Source organism: Pseudomonas sp. GW821-FHT09H03, assembly GCF_059415945.1.
This window is the reverse complement of record NZ_JBWKOF010000003.1, coordinates 263,118-278,434: the sequence shown is the minus strand read 5'-3', so window position 1 is coordinate 278,434 and position 15,317 is coordinate 263,118. Positions and strand designations below refer to the sequence as shown.

The window sequence follows — 15,317 nt, the reverse complement described above, 5'->3', positions numbered from 1 at the left end:
TGCGCACGGAAATCTTCAGGCTGAGGCGAGCAAAGTTGCCGGGTTCAATAAAGAAGGCAATCATCAGGTTCTACTCAAAAACCAGGTTCTTCCAAAAAACCAGGTGCCTCAAAAAAAGTAGTGCAAACGAACAATGACTACACCTCGAGAGCATAGTAGCCTCACTCAGCGCTTGAACTCAGGAGTCTTTGCATGTCCGTCCGTCGTACCAAAATCGTCGCCACCCTTGGCCCGGCCAGTAACTCACCGGAAGTTCTCGAACAGCTGATTCTGGCTGGCCTGGACGTCGCCCGCCTGAACTTCTCCCACGGCACCCCCGACGAGCATAAGGCTCGCGCGAAGCTGGTCCGTGACCTCGCCGCCAAGCACGGTCGTTTCGTCGCCCTGCTGGGTGACCTGCAAGGCCCGAAAATCCGTATCGCCAAATTCGCCAACAAGAAGATCGAGCTGAAGATCGGTGATCAATTCACCTTCTCCACCAGCCATCCGCTGACCGAAGGCAACCAGCAAGTGGTCGGCATCGACTACCCGGATCTGGTCAAGGACTGCGGCGTGGGCGACGAACTGCTGCTCGACGACGGTCGCGTCGTGATGCGCGTCGATACCGCTACCGCCACCGAACTGCACTGCACCGTGACCATCGGCGGCCCGCTGTCGGACCACAAAGGCATCAACCGTCGCGGTGGCGGCCTGACAGCACCGGCCCTGACCGAGAAAGACAAGGCCGACATCAAGCTCGCTGCGCAAATGGAAGTCGACTACCTCGCGGTGTCCTTCCCACGTGACGCCGCCGACATGGAATACGCCCGTCAACTGCGCGACGAAGCTGGCGGTACTGCCTGGCTGGTGGCGAAGATCGAACGCGCTGAAGCCGTGGCCGACGACGAAACCCTCGACGGCCTGATCAAAGCCTCCGACGCGGTGATGGTTGCCCGTGGCGACCTGGGTGTGGAAATCGGCGACGCCGAGCTGGTGGGCATCCAGAAGAAAATCATTCTGCACGCACGCCGCCACAACAAGGCAGTGATCGTCGCGACCCAGATGATGGAGTCGATGATCCAGAACCCGATGCCGACCCGCGCCGAAGTCTCCGACGTGGCCAACGCCGTGCTCGACTACACCGACGCCGTGATGCTGTCGGCCGAAAGTGCTGCCGGTCTGTATCCCCTGGAAGCCGTCCAGGCCATGGCGCGTATCTGCGTAGGCGCTGAAAAGCACCCGACCAGCAAGACCTCCAGCCACCGCATCGGCAAGGTCTTCGAAAGCTGCGACCAGAGCATCGCCCTGGCGGCCATGTACACCGCCAACCACTTCCCGGGCGTGAAGGCGATCATTGCCTTGACCGAAAGTGGCTACACGCCATTGATCATGTCGCGCATCCGCTCTTCGGTGCCAATCTACGCCTTCACCCCACACCGCGAAGCCCAGGCTCGCGCGGCGATGTTCCGTGGCGTGTACACCATTCCGTTCGATCCGGCTTCGCTGGCGCCTAATGAAGTCAGCCAGAAGGCGATCGACGAGCTGGTCAAGCGCGGCGTCGTGGAAAAAGGCGACTGGGTCATCCTGACCAAGGGCGACAGCTACCACACCACCGGCGGCACCAACGGGATGAAAATCCTGCACGTTGGCGATCCTCAGGTCTGAGTGACCGGTTGCTGAAAAAACAAAGCCCCGCCATGTGAATGGCGGGGCTTTTTGCTGATCGTTCCCACTGCGTGGGAATGATCGCATCAAGTCCTCAATGCCGTTTGATAAAACCGGTCAACGCCGCCAACGCTTCCGGGGACTTCAGCCGCTGGGTGAACAACGCGCCCTCTTCCTCTATCACCTTGCGCAGCAACTCCCGATCTGGAGCTTTCATCAGTTGCTTGCTGATGCGCACCGCCTCGGGTGGCAGCGACTCGAAGCGCAATGCCATCTCCCGCGCCTTGGCCAGCACCTCCTCGCCACTGCCCAACGCTTCTGACGCAATGCCCCACGCGGCCGCCTGCTCACCATTAAAACCCTCACCCAGCAGCAACAACTGCGCCGCCTTGGCCTGGCCGAGCAGGCGCGGCAGAATCAGGCTGGAGCCGAATTCCGGGCAGAGGCCCAGATTCACGAATGGCATGCGCAACCGTGCATCACGGCTGACGTAGACCAGATCGCAATGCAGCAACATCGTCGTGCCAATGCCCACCGCCGCGCCGGCCACGGCAGCGACCACCGGCTTGCGGCATTCAAGCAGGTTGAGCATGAAATGAAACACGGGGCTGTCGAGATTACCCGGTGGTTGCTGGATGAAGTCGGCGATGTCGTTGCCGGCGGTGAAACACTCGGTGGAGCCGGTGATCAGTACGGCCCTGACATCGGGGTCGTTATCGGCATGTTTGAGAGCCTCGGCCAGGTGGCTGTACATGGCGCGGGTCAGGGCGTTTTTCTTGTCGGGGCGATTCAGGCGCAGGGTCAGCAGGCCGCGTTCGCGTTCAATCTGGATGGCATCGGTCATGGAAGGTCTCGCGTCTGAAAATTCAGCGCTCAACCGCGAGGCAGGAATACGTCGGCCAGCAGTTGATTGCGCGGCAGTCCCGCCAGATACAAGCGCCGGGCAAAGGCGTCGACACTGTCGGGGGACCCGCAGAGTAAGGCTTGGGTTTGTCGGGAAACAAGGCGCAGTTGCGCCAAAGCCGCGGGCAACCCGGCCGGGGTCCACAGTTCGATGTTGAGGTTCGGCCGACTGGCAGCCATGGCTTGCAGGGGTTTGGCCAGATAATGCTCGTTGGCATCATGGGCCAGATGAATGACACGGATAGCGCCCTGGTGCTCCTGTCGCAGGGCCTCACGCAAGACGCCGAACAACGGCCCCAGGCCTGTCCCGGATGCCAGTAACCACAACGGCCGCAAGTGCCAGTCGGGATCGTAATGCAATGCCCCGCCGCGCAACTCGCCAAGTCGCAGTGGGTCGCCGATTTTCAACTGACGCGCAGCGTCACTGAATTCCCCGGGTTGGCGGCAGTCGAGGTGGAACTCCAGGAAACGGTCCTCTTCCGGCAGGCTAGCCAGGGAATACGGCCGCGCAACGTGACCGGCCCACAACACCAGATGCTGGCCGGCGCTATAGCGCAACGGGCGTTGAGGCGACAGGCGCAGGCGCAATACGCTGGAGCTCAACCAATCGACCGCAGCGACCTCGGCCGGGCGGCCATCCTGTTGCGGGTCAAAGGTGTGTACTTGCAGGTCTTCGATCACCTGGCACTGGCAGGCCAGGCGCCAGCCCTGCTGACGCTGCTCGGTGCTCAAGGCATCGGGGCGATTATCGCCTGGCAAACCCTGCACGCATTGCACCAGACACGCATGGCAGCTACCGGCGCGACAGCTGTATGGCACCGTCACGCCGTTACGATTCAGCGCGTCGAGCAAATTGCTGCCCTCCTCCACCGACCATTGCCGCTCACCGACCCGCAGCTCAGGCATCGGCGTTCTCCCACGCCGCCGCGCAGCGGTTACGACCGTCACGCTTGGCGCGATAGAGCGCCTGATCGGCGCGCTGCAAGGCCTCGTCCAGGTCATCGCCCAGTTCCAGCAAAGTCATGCCCGCGCTAAGACTGAGGCTTTGTACATTCAACCCCACCATCTCGACATCGGTGAAGGCGATACGCAGGCGCTCACAACAAGCGGTCAGGCGATCAGTATCACAATCGGGCAGCAACACCACGAACTCTTCGCCACCGTAACGGGCCAGCACATCGCCCTCACGCAGGCAGGCGGAAGCCACTCCAGCGAAGGCTTGCAGCACCTGATCACCCGCGGCGTGGCCATGCACATCGTTGATACGCTTGAAATGGTCGAGGTCGATCAGCGCCAGGCCATGGGCGACACCGGCGTCCATGGCGTTCAGCTCGCGGGAAGCCAGACGCAGGAAGTGCCGGCGATTGAATAACCCGGTCAGTTCATCGGTGGCTACCAGATCTTCGAGCTGACGCATCATGCCGCGCAATGTGTCCTGATGCGCCTGCAGGGCAAAACGCCGCTGACGCATACGTTGCCGCGAGGCCTGGACATGACTGGCATAGAGCACCAGCCACACCAGCACAATGAACAGCACACACACCTGCAATACGGCCAGCGCCGGGTCGGCCAGTTCAAAGTGGTAGCCCTCCCACAGCGTGATCGCACTGAAGCTTGAAAACACCAGCAATGCACAGCGAATGAAGGCCTTGCGGGAGAGGTGGAACAGGCCGAACATCAGAATCAGCAGGTAAAACACCAGGAAGGCGCCGCGCGCCTCATCCAGATGGGCAATCAACCAGGTTTGCCAGCCCAGGCCCAGCAATACTTGCAGTTCGGTCAGGCTAGGGTCGGAAAGCTGCAGATTACGCCCGCTGTAAAACACCGCGAACAGTACAAGCTGGCTGAAGACTACCAATGCGCTGCCGATGGCGACGCTGGCCAATGGCGCATCGTAGTGGCCGGTGAAAAATGCCAGCCACAGCAATAGTAAAGCCAGGGCATAGGTACCGGCGGCGAGGGCAAAGCGTTTGAGTAAAACTCGTTGAATGGCGTTATGGGTCAATCGTTGACTCACCGTGCGAAGGAATGCTGTTTTGAGTGTCCTACTCTACAGGCCGGGTATTACTTTAGTGGCGCTCCGGATAAATGACCATTCATTTAAGGGCCGATAATCTGACGTCAAAACCATGACCCAGAAAACAGCACACATTCACGGCTCCTTTGCTGCCGCTTGTTACCTGCCAACATCTTGCGCCCTTATGCGACCAACGATTGACTGGTGGCGCGTGTGCAGGCCTGCGAGGCGCGCTATACTGCCGCGCCTTTTTAGCGTCGCGCCAGCAGCCCCGGCGTGCCTTGAAAGGTGCTTGCAACCGACCGATACACCCAAGCTGCAAGCACCTTATTGAATGTTCCCGTCTTTTAGAGGAGCGCGACTCATGACCGTGATCAAGCAAGACGACCTGATTCAGAGCGTTGCCGACGCCCTGCAGTTCATTTCCTATTACCACCCCGTTGATTTCATCCAGGCGATGCACGAGGCCTACCTGCGCGAAGAATCGCCGGCAGCCCGCGACTCGATCGCGCAGATCCTGATCAACTCGCGCATGTGTGCCACCGGCCACCGCCCGATCTGCCAGGACACCGGCATCGTGACCGTGTTTGTCCGCGTGGGCATGGACGTGCGCTGGGATGGCGCCACCATGGGCCTGGACGACATGATCAACGAAGGCGTGCGTCGCGCCTACAACCTGCCGGAAAACGTCCTGCGTGCTTCGATCCTCGCCGACCCGGCGGGCGCTCGTAAAAACACCAAGGACAACACCCCTGCCGTTATCCACTACTCCATCGTTCCGGGTAACACCGTGGAAGTGGACGTGGCGGCCAAGGGCGGCGGTTCCGAGAACAAGTCGAAAATGGCCATGCTCAACCCGTCCGACTCGATCGTCGACTGGGTGCTCAAGACCGTTCCGACCATGGGCGCCGGCTGGTGCCCACCGGGCATGCTCGGCATCGGCATCGGCGGCACCGCCGAGAAAGCCGCCGTCATGGCCAAGGAAGTGTTGATGGAATCCATCGACATTCACGAGTTGAAGGCTCGCGGCCCACAGAACCGCCTCGAAGAGATGCGTCTGGAGCTGTTCGAGAAGGTCAACCAGCTGGGCATCGGCGCCCAGGGCCTCGGTGGCCTGACCACCGTGCTCGACGTGAAGATCATGGATTACCCGACCCACGCCGCTTCGTTGCCGGTGTGCATGATCCCGAACTGCGCCGCTACCCGTCACGCGCACTTCGTGCTCGACGGTTCCGGCCCGGCCTCGCTGGAAGCGCCACCGCTGGACGCCTACCCGGAAATCGTCTGGGAAGCAGGCCCGTCGGCCCGTCGCGTCAACCTCGACACCCTGACGCCAGAAGAAGTACAGAGCTGGAAGCCGGGCGAAACCGTCCTGCTCAACGGCAAGATGCTCACCGGTCGCGACGCTGCGCACAAGCGCATGGTCGAGATGCTGAACAAGGGCGAAACCCTGCCGGTGGACCTGAAAGGTCGCTTCATCTACTACGTCGGCCCGGTTGATCCGGTACGCGAAGAAGTGGTTGGCCCGGCTGGCCCGACTACTGCCACGCGGATGGACAAGTTCACCCGTCAGATCCTCGAGCAGACTGGTTTGCTGGGCATGATCGGCAAATCCGAGCGCGGCCCGACCGCAATCGAAGCGATCAAGGACCACAAAGCCGTTTACCTGATGGCAGTCGGCGGTGCGGCTTACCTGGTGGCGCAAGCCATCAAGAAATCCCGCGTTGTAGCTTTCGCCGAACTGGGCATGGAAGCGATCTACGAGTTCGACGTCAAGGACATGCCGGTCACTGTTGCTGTCGACAGCAATGGCGAGTCGGTACACATCACCGGTCCTGCCATCTGGCAGAAAAAGATCAGTGAAAGCCTGGCGGTAGAAGTGCAGTAAGCGCTTCCAGCAACCCGAAAAGGCGACAGGGGGATTACCCTGTCGCCTTTTTTATTGCCTCATTTTGCATGAGCCGCTTTTGTGGGATGACGGCGCGGGCCCATGGTATGGTGCGCCCCCTCCGTACACATATTTGATGCCCAACATGTTTGAGTCATCTCGCCCTTTGCGCATGGCGCTCTATACCGTGTTGATTATCGCGGGCGCTGCCCTCGCAGCCACCCTGGCCGTTCGTCAAACCGTGCGCCAGTCACTGGTCGATGACGCAGCCCGGGCCAATCAGCAACTGGGGCTGTACGCAACGTCCCTGCATACCCTGATCGAACGCTACCGAGCCCTGCCAGCGGTGCTGGCACTCGACCCGCAATTGCGCCAGGCGCTCAAAGGCCCGGTAAGTGCCGAACAACAGGTCCTGCTCAATCGCAAACTGGAAAGCATCAACGGTGCGGCCGAATCGTCCACGCTGGAACTGCTCGACCGCACAGGCCTGGCCGTGGCAGCCAGCAACTGGCGCCTGCCCAGCAGTTACGTCGGTCACAATTACGGATTTCGCCCCTACTTCAACCAGACCCGCACCCAGGGCACAGGACGCTTTTACGCCGTGGGCGTTACCAGCGGCATACCGGGCTACTTCCTGTCCAGCGCCGTCAGCAACGACGACGGCCAGTTCCTCGGGGCGATGGTGGTGAAACTGGAATTTCCCGAGCTCGAAAGGGAATGGCGCCAGGGCAGCGACACGCTATTGGTCAGCGACGCCCGCGGCATCGTCTTCATCGCTAATCAGCCGGGCTGGCGCTACCGCCTGTTGAAACCACTGAGCGACAGCGATCACGCTGAACTCAAGGCTACCCGCCAATACGACAAGCAACCGCTGTCGCCGCTGGACTATCAATCGTTGCGACGCTTCGACGACAACAGTGCGCTGGTGCGGGTCGATGGGCCGGACGGCAAGGCGGACTATCTGTGGGAGTCCCTGCCGCTGAGCGCCGAAGGCTGGACGCTGCACCTGCTGCGTCGGCCGCAGATAGCCTTCGAGGACAGTCGCAACGCCGCGCTCGCAGCGGCAGGTCTGTGGCTGACTTTGGTGTTTCTGTTGCTGTTTCTCAATCAGCGCTGGCGTCTGGCCAAACTGCGCCAGCGCAGTCGCGAAGAACTCGAACGACTGGTGCAGGAGCGCACTCGCGACCTGCGCACGGCTCAGGAAGGTCTGGTGCAATCAGCCAAACTTGCCGCACTTGGCCAGATGTCCGCCGCCCTGGCCCACGAGATCAACCAGCCCCTGACTACTCAGCGTATGCAACTGGCGACCTTGCGCCTGCTGCTCGACCATGGCCGGGTCGACGAAGCGTACAAGGCACTCAAGCCACTGGACGAGATGCTGACACGCATGGCCGCCCTCACCGGCCACTTGAAAACCTTTGCCCGCAAAAGCCCCAGTGGCTTGCGCGAGCGCCTGGACCTGGCCTCGGTGGTGGACCAATCGTTGCAACTGCTCGACACCCGGCTACGCGACGAACAGGTCAGCACCGTTCTGCACCTGACGCGTCCGGCCTGGGTGCGTGGCGATGCGATTCGCCTCGAACAGGTACTGATCAACCTGCTGCGAAACGCGCTGGATGCGATGCAGGATAAACCCTGCAAGCGTCTGGAAATCCGTCTCGAAGCCGAGGAAAAATTGTGGCGCCTGAGCGTCATCGACAATGGCGATGGCATTGCGCAGGAAAACCTGTCCAAGGTATTCGACCCGTTCTTCACCACCAAACCGGTGGGTGATGGCCTGGGCATCGGGCTGGCCGTTTCCTTCGCTATCGTTCACGAATCAGGTGGCCGCCTCAGCGCAGAAAATCACACCAACGGCGCCGTGTTTTCGCTGACCTTGCCCATCGACCTGGAGGCCCATGGCTCATGCTCAACTCAGTAATGGTGGTCGACGACGAAAGCAGCATCCGCAGCGCCGTCGAACAATGGCTGAGCCTGTCGGGTTTCGAAGTGCAGCTGTTCAGCCGCGCTGATGAATGTCTGGCGCAACTGCCCAGGCATTACGCCGGGGTCATTCTCAGCGATGTGCGCATGCCCGGCATGACCGGCCTGGAACTGCTGGCCGAGGTGCAGCGCCGCGATGCCGACTTGCCGGTGATCCTGCTCACGGGCCATGGCGATGTGCCAATGGCCGTCGATGCGATGCGCGATGGCGCCTACGATTTTCTTGAAAAACCTTTCAGCCCCGAGACCCTGCTCGGCAGCCTGCGCCGCGCTCTGGACAAGCGCCGACTGGTACTGGAAAACCGAGCCTTGCATGAACAGGCAGACAACCGCGCCAAACTCGACGCCACGTTACTTGGGGTGTCCCGCAGCTTGCAGACCTTGCGCCGGCAAGTGCTGGACCTGGCGGCGCTGCCGGTCAACGTGCTGATCCGAGGCGAAACCGGCAGCGGCAAGGAACTGGTCGCCCGTTGCCTGCACGACTTCGGCCCGCGGGCGGGCAAACCCTTTGTTGCATTGAATTGCGCGGCCATCCCCGAGCAACTGTTTGAAGCCGAGTTGTTCGGCCACGAAAGTGGCGCGTTCACCGGCGCCCAAGGCAAACGCATCGGCAAGCTCGAATACGCGGACGGCGGCACGCTGTTTCTCGATGAAATCGAAAGCATGCCCCTGGCGCAGCAGGTGAAACTGCTGCGTGTGCTTCAGGAGCAAAAGCTTGAGCGACTGGGTTCGAACCAGAGTATCCGCGTGGATTTGCGCATTATCGCCGCGACCAAACCAGATCTGCTCGACGAAGCACGTGCCGGGCGTTTTCGCGAAGACCTGGCCTATCGGTTGAATGTTGCCGAGTTGCGCTTGCCGCCGTTACGCGACCGTCGCGAAGACATTCCGTTGTTGTACGAATCCTTCGCCCGCAGCGCCGCCGAGCGCCTGGGGCGCACATTCGTGCCACTGGGCGGCCCGCAACTGAGCCACTTGCTGAGCCACGACTGGCCGGGCAATGTGCGCGAACTGGCGAACGCCGCCGAGCGACAGGTATTGGGGCTGGGTGAACCGGAGCCGCTCGGTATCGACCCCGGTCAGTCACTGGCAGCGCAGCAGGAAGCGTTTGAAGCGCAATGCCTGCGCGCGGCGTTGACCCGGCACAAGGGTGACGTCAAGGCGGTACTGGAAGAGTTGCAACTGCCTCGCCGTACTTTCAATGAAAAGATGCAGCGGCATGGACTCACTAGAGAGATGTTCTTGTAGCGTCAGGACCGACCTCTTCGCGGGCAAGCCCGCTCCCACAGGTTTTGCGGGCGATCACATCATTTGTGGACACACGGGACACTGTGGGAGCGGGCTTGCCCGCGATGAAGCCGGTACAAACAATAAAGATCCGGAAGTCGTATGAGCAATATTCCGCTCGCACTCAACTGCCAATAAGCGGATTTCCGCTCACCTACACGACAACCCCCCTGTAAACCGGCCTTCTCTCTGTTGGCACAGCTCCTGCTATAGCCCCTGCAGGCTGCGTTTACGCGCGCTCCACAAAAAATAATTAAACGAAGGATCCTTCAATGGATAACTCCAATACCCTGCCCCGTGGGTCGGCTGCCGCGCCGACAAAAGAACGAACCACCTCCAGCCGCATCAAGTCGATTTTCAGCGGTTCCGTCGGCAACATGGTCGAGTGGTATGACTGGTACGTCTACGCCGCTTTCTCCCTCTACTTCGCCAAGACCTTCTTCCCCAAAGGCGATACCACCGCACAACTGCTGAACACCGCCGCGATCTTCGCGGTTGGCTTCCTGATGCGCCCGATCGGGGGCTGGCTGATGGGCCTGTACGCCGACAAAGTCGGGCGTAAAAAGGCCCTGATGGCCTCGGTGTACCTGATGTGCTTCGGCTCGCTGCTGATCGCCCTGAGCCCAGGCTACGAAGTCATCGGCATCGGCGCACCGATCCTGCTGGTGTTCGCCCGCTTGCTGCAAGGCCTGTCGGTCGGTGGCGAGTACGGCACCTCCGCCACTTACCTCAGCGAGATGGCGACCAAGGAACGCCGTGGCTTCTTCTCCAGCTTCCAGTACGTGACCCTGATTTCCGGCCAGCTCATAGCACTGGGCGTACTGATCGTCCTGCAGAACCTGCTGACCACCGAGGAGCTGTACGCCTGGGGTTGGCGCATTCCGTTCGCCATCGGTGCACTTTGTGCCGTGGTAGCGTTGTACCTGCGTCGCGGCATGGAAGAAACCGAGTCGTTCACCAAGAAGGAAAAGGCCAAGGAAAGCGCGATGCGCACCTTGATGCGCCATCCGAAAGAACTGATGACCGTGGTCGGCCTGACCATGGGTGGTACCCTGGCGTTCTACACCTACACCACCTACATGCAGAAATACCTGGTGAACACCGTCGGCATGAGCATTTCCGACTCCACCACAATTTCCGCCGCCACGCTGTTCCTGTTCATGTGCCTGCAACCGATCATTGGCGGGCTGTCGGATAAAATCGGTCGCCGGCCGATCCTGATTGCCTTCGGTGTTCTGGGGACGCTGTTCACCGTGCCGATCCTCACCACCCTGCACACCATCACGACCTGGTGGGGTGCGTTCTTCCTGATCATGGCAGCGCTGATCATCGTCAGTGGCTACACCTCGATCAACGCGGTGGTCAAGGCCGAACTGTTCCCCACCGAAATCCGCGCCCTGGGCGTCGGCCTGCCGTATGCATTGACCGTATCGATCTTCGGCGGCACCGCTGAATACATCGCGCTGTGGTTCAAGAGCATCGGCATGGAAACCGGTTACTACTGGTATGTCACCGCATGTATTGCCGTGTCGTTGCTGGTGTACATCACCATGAAAGACACTCGCAAGCATTCGCGGATTACCACTGACTGACAAATATAAAAAGCGCGCAATGGTGCAAGACCTTTGCGCGCGAGTTGTCAGATAGCCCTGAAAGGATCGCAGGCTGATGCTCTTACATAGGTTCGGCATACCTGTGCTGGAGCTGCCGCAGGTTGCGATCTTTTCGAATCAAACTGGAATCAGGACAACTGGGCCGCCTCTCGCTTGCCAAATTTATTCTGCGCATACGAAGCCCCGGCAATCATCACTACCAGAATCACCGCCAATACGAGCGACGAACCAATGGTTCCGAAGTCCAGGCCACCCTTTTCGTAGGGCTTGGTCAAGAAATCACCCAGCGTGGCCCCGAAAGGTCGAGTCAACACGAACGCCACCCAAAACAGCACCACCGGCGAAATTTTCGTCAAATACTTCAGCAACACCACTACCGCTATCGTCGATCCGATCAACAACGCACCACCGGCAAACCCAAGTCCAGAATCGTCGGCCAGGTAATCGCCAAGTGCAGTGCCCAGGGTGTTGGAAAACAGAATCGCCATCCAGTAGAACATCTCGCCACGGAACGTCTGCACCTTGGTCACGTTCAATGAGTCGCCGCTCAGGCGCCAGGCCGCGAAGATCCCCAGCAGTATCGCAATCAGGATCATTGATCCGGTGGCATAACCGAGCTCAAGGGTACGGTCCATGAAGTCTGACATCGTGGTACCTGCCGTACTGGTCGACAGAATGACCAGCCAGTACAGCGCTGGTTTATAGGTTTTCGACATCAGTTGCGTGATCAACGTCAGCACGAACACACTGATCAAAATCAGCGAACTGAGGGCATAACCGACGTTGAGGGTCATCGACAGCAGATCCCCCGCTGTTTCCCCCAAGGTCGTCGCGCAAATTTTCATCACCCAGAACGCCAGGGTGATTTGAGGAAGTTTATTCATCGAGGGTGGAGCTCCATTAGTCTGTCGGCGGTTCTTGAACTTTTGCCATGGGCACACTGCAAGCCAGACAGTGAAAAATGGGTAAGGACTTTATGAAAAATCTGTCACATGAATAAAAAAATGGATCAATCACGATTTTATACGCGCACTCCATTGTGCCGATTCAATCGTTGATCCCGGTGCTACCGGGCTGGAAATATGTCGTGAGTCCTTGCACCATGGACACCTAACGCACGTTCCAGAGAATTCCATGCCTGACGACATCCATTTCTACGAACCCGCCAACGGCCATGGCCTGCCCCACGACCCGTTCAACGCCATCGTCGGACCGCGCCCCATTGGCTGGATTTCATCCCAGGATGCCCAGGGCCACTTGAACCTGGCGCCTTACAGCTTCTTCAACGCCTTCAACTACATCCCGCCGATCATTGGTTTTTCCAGTGTCGGGCGCAAAGACAGCCTGAATAACATCGAGCAGACCGGAGAGTTCGCCTGGAATCTGGCAACCCGGCCACTGGCCGAGCAGATGAACCAGAGCTGTGCTCCGGTCGGACCTGAGGTCAATGAGTTCGAGCTGGCCGGCCTGACCACCGTCGCCTCGAAAGTCATTTCGGTGCCACGGATCGCCGAAAGCCCGGTGTCGTTCGAGTGCAAGGTCACGCAGATCATTCAGTTGCAGCGCGCGGACGGGAACGTAGTGCCGAGCTGGCTGATTCTTGGCGAAGTGGTCGCCGTGCATATCGCCAAGTGGCTGCTCAAGGATGGGGTGTACGACACCGCCGCGGCAGAGCCGATTCTGCGCGGCGGTGGGCCGGCCGACTACTTCCAGCTGGGGCCTGAGGCGTTGTTCAAGATGCATCGCCCGACGCGGTAAGAACTACCAGAGCAGGTCGGTGTTTTCCTTGACGTCCTTGAGGCGGGTCAGCTCTTTGGCGGCTGCTTCGTCGGCCTCATGGGCGGTCCTGAAGGTCTGGCTTTGCAGAACCTTGTGAAAACGCGGGGCGCCGGAACCACCCAGCGCTTTGACGGCGATAGCGGCGTGGTAACCACCCTCGCCCGGTACTACAGCGGAAACGGCTTCGAAGTGTTCAAAGGCTTTGCGTGCCATATCGCGGATCCTGCCTGGTTGAGAATGCTGCCATTAAACCTTCAACCGGCCAGTTTGTGTACCGACCCCGCGCACGGGTGCAGGGCCTGCGCCGCCGACACATCCTTGAAGGTATGAAAATCCAGGCTGTTGACCACCAGGTCCTGCACCAATTCGGTAAAAACTTCCATCGCCGGCGTACTGAAATAGGCGGTCATGGCGTGCTGATTGCTCCAGAAGCCGGACACCAGCCACAGGTCCGCATCGCACTGCGAGTGCTGCAAGGCAAAGCCAAGGCATCCCGGGGCTGCCCGGGAGGGTTCGATCAGGGCACTGAGGCGCACACCGAGCTCCACCGAGCGCCCGGCGTGCGCACGAACGAAGGCCATATGACTGACGGGGATCTGCTTTGACATGTTCAACCCTCCCGGGGAGTCGCGTGGCAGCCTGGGGACGAGCTGCGACAGGATCAAAGGTTAAGGGCCGCCGCACAGGTGCCGTTAGTCGATTCCTGCCGGTGCGTTGCACAATCCTGCGAAACTGCTTCGGCCACCTGCGCAACGGGAAGCACCCGGTCACGATTCTGTCATACGAGTTTCAAGCAAGTTTCCCTGTGGGCATGCGCTCATGTCCGGGGCAAAAAACACCCCCATGCAGAATCAGGCAATCATTTGGCAGGATGTGTCTACCACTGCCGCTTGCACAAACTTATGCTCTTGTCCCAACACCTGTGCCTTGCCGAGGATGCCGCGCATGTCGTCACTCGAACACCTTAACCCCCCGCTGGACGCAGACAGGGAAAAGCAGCGTGCGGAACTGGCGGCAATCATCCGTCGCAACACCGCCGAAGATGGCAGCTACGCCACCGCTGTCGACTCGCTGTTCATGTCCCGCCACAGCCAATCCCATGAGTTCGCCCCGGTGCTCGCGCAACCGGCGCTGTGCATCATGGCCCAGGGGCGCAAGGAAGTTCAGCTGGCCAACGAATACTTCAATTACGACCCGCTGAATTACCTGGTGGTCTCGGTTTCCATGCCGCTGAGCGGGCGGGTGGTGGACGTCTCGACCGAGGAGCCGATCCTGGCGCTGCGCCTGGACATTGACCCGGCGCAGATCAGCGCGCTGATCGCCGACGCCGGCCCCATTGGCGTTCCCACCCGGCCCACCGGCCGCGGGCTGTATGTCGAACCGCTCGACTCCGCCATGCTCGATGCGGTGCTGCGCCTGGCGCGGTTGCTGGACACACCGAAAGACATCGCCATGCTCTCGCCGTTGATCCGTCGGGAAATTCTCTATCGGCTGTTGCGCAGCCAACAGGGACATCGGCTGTACGAAATCGCCATCGCCAACAGTCAGAGCCACCGCATCAGCCAGGCGATCAAATGGCTCAACGGCAACTACGAACAGCCGTTGCGCATCGATGATCTGGCGAAAGAAGTGAACCTGAGCGTGTCGACCCTGCATCACCGCTTCAAGGCGATGACGGCGATGAGCCCGCTGCAGTATCAGAAGCAACTGCGCTTGCAGGAGGCGCGGCGCTTGATGCTGGCGGAGGGGTTGGAGGCCTCGGCGGCGGGGTATCGGGTCGGGTATGAAAGCCCGTCGCAATTCAGCCGGGAGTACAGCCGGTTGTTCGGGGCACCGCCTTTGCGCGATCTGGCGCGGTTGCGGTTGAGTGTCTAACGGCTACCCTCACCCCGGCCCTCTCCCAAGGGGAGAGGGGGCCGACCGAGATGTCTGGCGCTATACGTCGACCTGAAGGATCGAGTCGATTATGGATTCGGCATGACACGGTTGGATCGCATCATTTCCTCACCCTCACCCCAGCCCTCCCGAAACCTCGGACCGCCCGAGCTGTCTGACGCTATCCATCGACCTTAAAGATCGAGTCGATTATGGATTCGGCATGACACGGTTGGATCGCATCATTTCCACACCCTCACCCCAGCCCTCCCGAAACCTCGGACCGCCCGAGCTGTCTGACGCTATCCATCGACCTTAAAGATCGAGT

Annotated in this window: 13 protein-coding genes; 7 read left to right on the top strand and 6 right to left on the bottom strand. The window is 60.2% G+C overall.

The window, feature by feature from the left end:
* Window positions 1-192 precede the first annotated feature (192 nt).
* A complete protein-coding gene (gene pyk, locus AC07OG_RS06140; RefSeq protein ID WP_060539620.1) occupies window positions 193-1,644 on the top strand; it encodes a pyruvate kinase in 1,452 nt (483 codons plus the stop codon).
* Between the two features lie 94 nt (window positions 1,645-1,738).
* Here pyk and AC07OG_RS06135 read toward each other — a convergent pair whose 3' ends face one another.
* From AC07OG_RS06135 to AC07OG_RS06125, 3 genes are read right to left on the bottom strand one after another with little or no spacing between them, the layout of a single operon-like run.
* Window positions 1,739-2,488 carry an enoyl-CoA hydratase-related protein gene (locus AC07OG_RS06135; RefSeq protein ID WP_495066474.1) on the bottom strand — a complete coding sequence of 250 codons (750 nt, stop codon included), beginning with the start codon at window positions 2,486-2,488 and terminating at the stop codon, window positions 1,739-1,741.
* Between the two features lie 29 nt (window positions 2,489-2,517).
* Window positions 2,518-3,453: an iron-sulfur-binding ferredoxin reductase gene (locus AC07OG_RS06130; RefSeq protein ID WP_060539618.1), complete on the bottom strand. Its 936-nt coding sequence runs from the start codon at window positions 3,451-3,453 to the stop codon at window positions 2,518-2,520.
* On the bottom strand, window positions 3,446-4,552 hold the full coding sequence (locus AC07OG_RS06125; RefSeq protein WP_495066473.1) for a GGDEF domain-containing protein: 1,107 nt from the start codon (window positions 4,550-4,552) through the stop codon (window positions 3,446-3,448). Before AC07OG_RS06125 ends, AC07OG_RS06130 begins: the two co-directional genes overlap by 8 nt.
* Window positions 4,553-4,928: 376 nt before the next feature.
* Between AC07OG_RS06125 and AC07OG_RS06120 the strand changes: the two genes are divergently transcribed.
* The 4 genes from AC07OG_RS06120 (at window position 4,929) to AC07OG_RS06105 (ending at window position 11,314) form a co-directional block, all read left to right on the top strand.
* Window positions 4,929-6,452, top strand: a complete 1,524-nt coding sequence (locus AC07OG_RS06120) for a fumarate hydratase (RefSeq protein WP_034149075.1) — start codon at window positions 4,929-4,931, stop codon at window positions 6,450-6,452.
* A gap of 145 nt (window positions 6,453-6,597) precedes the next feature.
* Entirely contained in the window at window positions 6,598-8,373 is a 1,776-nt protein-coding gene (locus tag AC07OG_RS06115) for a sensor histidine kinase (protein ID WP_495066472.1), read from the top strand.
* Complete coding sequence (locus AC07OG_RS06110) at window positions 8,358-9,683, top strand: sigma-54-dependent transcriptional regulator (protein WP_060539615.1); 1,326 nt, start codon at window positions 8,358-8,360, stop codon at window positions 9,681-9,683. Before AC07OG_RS06115 ends, AC07OG_RS06110 begins: the two co-directional genes overlap by 16 nt.
* Before the next feature lie 311 nt (window positions 9,684-9,994).
* The gene (locus tag AC07OG_RS06105) at window positions 9,995-11,314 is read left to right on the top strand and encodes an MFS transporter (protein ID WP_495066471.1); all 1,320 of its coding nucleotides are present in this window, start codon (window positions 9,995-9,997) and stop codon (window positions 11,312-11,314) included.
* 149 nt (window positions 11,315-11,463) lie between these two features.
* On the opposite strand, the gene AC07OG_RS06100 is transcribed toward AC07OG_RS06105, so the two are convergent.
* Window positions 11,464-12,219 carry a COG4705 family protein gene (locus AC07OG_RS06100; protein WP_495066470.1) on the bottom strand — a complete coding sequence of 252 codons (756 nt, stop codon included), beginning with the start codon at window positions 12,217-12,219 and terminating at the stop codon, window positions 11,464-11,466.
* A 250-nt stretch (window positions 12,220-12,469) separates the two neighbouring features.
* On the opposite strand from AC07OG_RS06100, the gene AC07OG_RS06095 reads away from it, so the two are divergent.
* Window positions 12,470-13,093 (top strand): flavin reductase family protein, encoded by a 624-nt coding sequence (locus AC07OG_RS06095; RefSeq protein WP_495066469.1) that lies wholly within the window; start codon window positions 12,470-12,472, stop codon window positions 13,091-13,093.
* Between the two features lie 3 nt (window positions 13,094-13,096).
* Here the strand turns inward: AC07OG_RS06095 and AC07OG_RS06090 are convergent, their stop codons facing one another.
* The gene (locus AC07OG_RS06090; protein ID WP_060539612.1) at window positions 13,097-13,327 is read right to left on the bottom strand and encodes a hypothetical protein; all 231 of its coding nucleotides are present in this window, start codon (window positions 13,325-13,327) and stop codon (window positions 13,097-13,099) included.
* 41 nt (window positions 13,328-13,368) lie between these two features.
* Window positions 13,369-13,722, bottom strand: a complete 354-nt coding sequence (locus AC07OG_RS06085; protein WP_495066468.1) for an antibiotic biosynthesis monooxygenase family protein — start codon at window positions 13,720-13,722, stop codon at window positions 13,369-13,371.
* A 337-nt stretch (window positions 13,723-14,059) separates the two neighbouring features.
* Here AC07OG_RS06085 and AC07OG_RS06080 point away from each other — a divergent pair, with 337 nt between their 5' ends.
* The gene (locus AC07OG_RS06080) at window positions 14,060-14,989 is read left to right on the top strand and encodes an AraC family transcriptional regulator (RefSeq protein WP_495066467.1); all 930 of its coding nucleotides are present in this window, start codon (window positions 14,060-14,062) and stop codon (window positions 14,987-14,989) included.
* Window positions 14,990-15,317 lie beyond the last annotated feature (328 nt).

Coding starts and splice junctions, on each gene's coding strand:
- AC07OG_RS06120 (WP_034149075.1), top strand. CDS start 4,929: ATGACCGTGATCAAGCAAGACGACCTGATTCAGAGCGTTGCCGACGCC.
- AC07OG_RS06090 (WP_060539612.1), bottom strand. CDS start 13,327: ATGGCACGCAAAGCCTTTGAACACTTCGAAGCCGTTTCCGCTGTAGTA.
- AC07OG_RS06105 (WP_495066471.1), top strand. CDS start 9,995: ATGGATAACTCCAATACCCTGCCCCGTGGGTCGGCTGCCGCGCCGACA.
- AC07OG_RS06095 (WP_495066469.1), top strand. CDS start 12,470: ATGCCTGACGACATCCATTTCTACGAACCCGCCAACGGCCATGGCCTG.
- pyk (WP_060539620.1), top strand. CDS start 193: ATGTCCGTCCGTCGTACCAAAATCGTCGCCACCCTTGGCCCGGCCAGT.
- AC07OG_RS06100 (WP_495066470.1), bottom strand. CDS start 12,219: ATGAATAAACTTCCTCAAATCACCCTGGCGTTCTGGGTGATGAAAATT.
- AC07OG_RS06110 (WP_060539615.1), top strand. CDS start 8,358: ATGCTCAACTCAGTAATGGTGGTCGACGACGAAAGCAGCATCCGCAGC.
- AC07OG_RS06115 (WP_495066472.1), top strand. CDS start 6,598: ATGTTTGAGTCATCTCGCCCTTTGCGCATGGCGCTCTATACCGTGTTG.
- AC07OG_RS06080 (WP_495066467.1), top strand. CDS start 14,060: ATGTCGTCACTCGAACACCTTAACCCCCCGCTGGACGCAGACAGGGAA.
- AC07OG_RS06130 (WP_060539618.1), bottom strand. CDS start 3,453: ATGCCTGAGCTGCGGGTCGGTGAGCGGCAATGGTCGGTGGAGGAGGGC.
- AC07OG_RS06085 (WP_495066468.1), bottom strand. CDS start 13,722: ATGTCAAAGCAGATCCCCGTCAGTCATATGGCCTTCGTTCGTGCGCAC.
- AC07OG_RS06135 (WP_495066474.1), bottom strand. CDS start 2,488: ATGACCGATGCCATCCAGATTGAACGCGAACGCGGCCTGCTGACCCTG.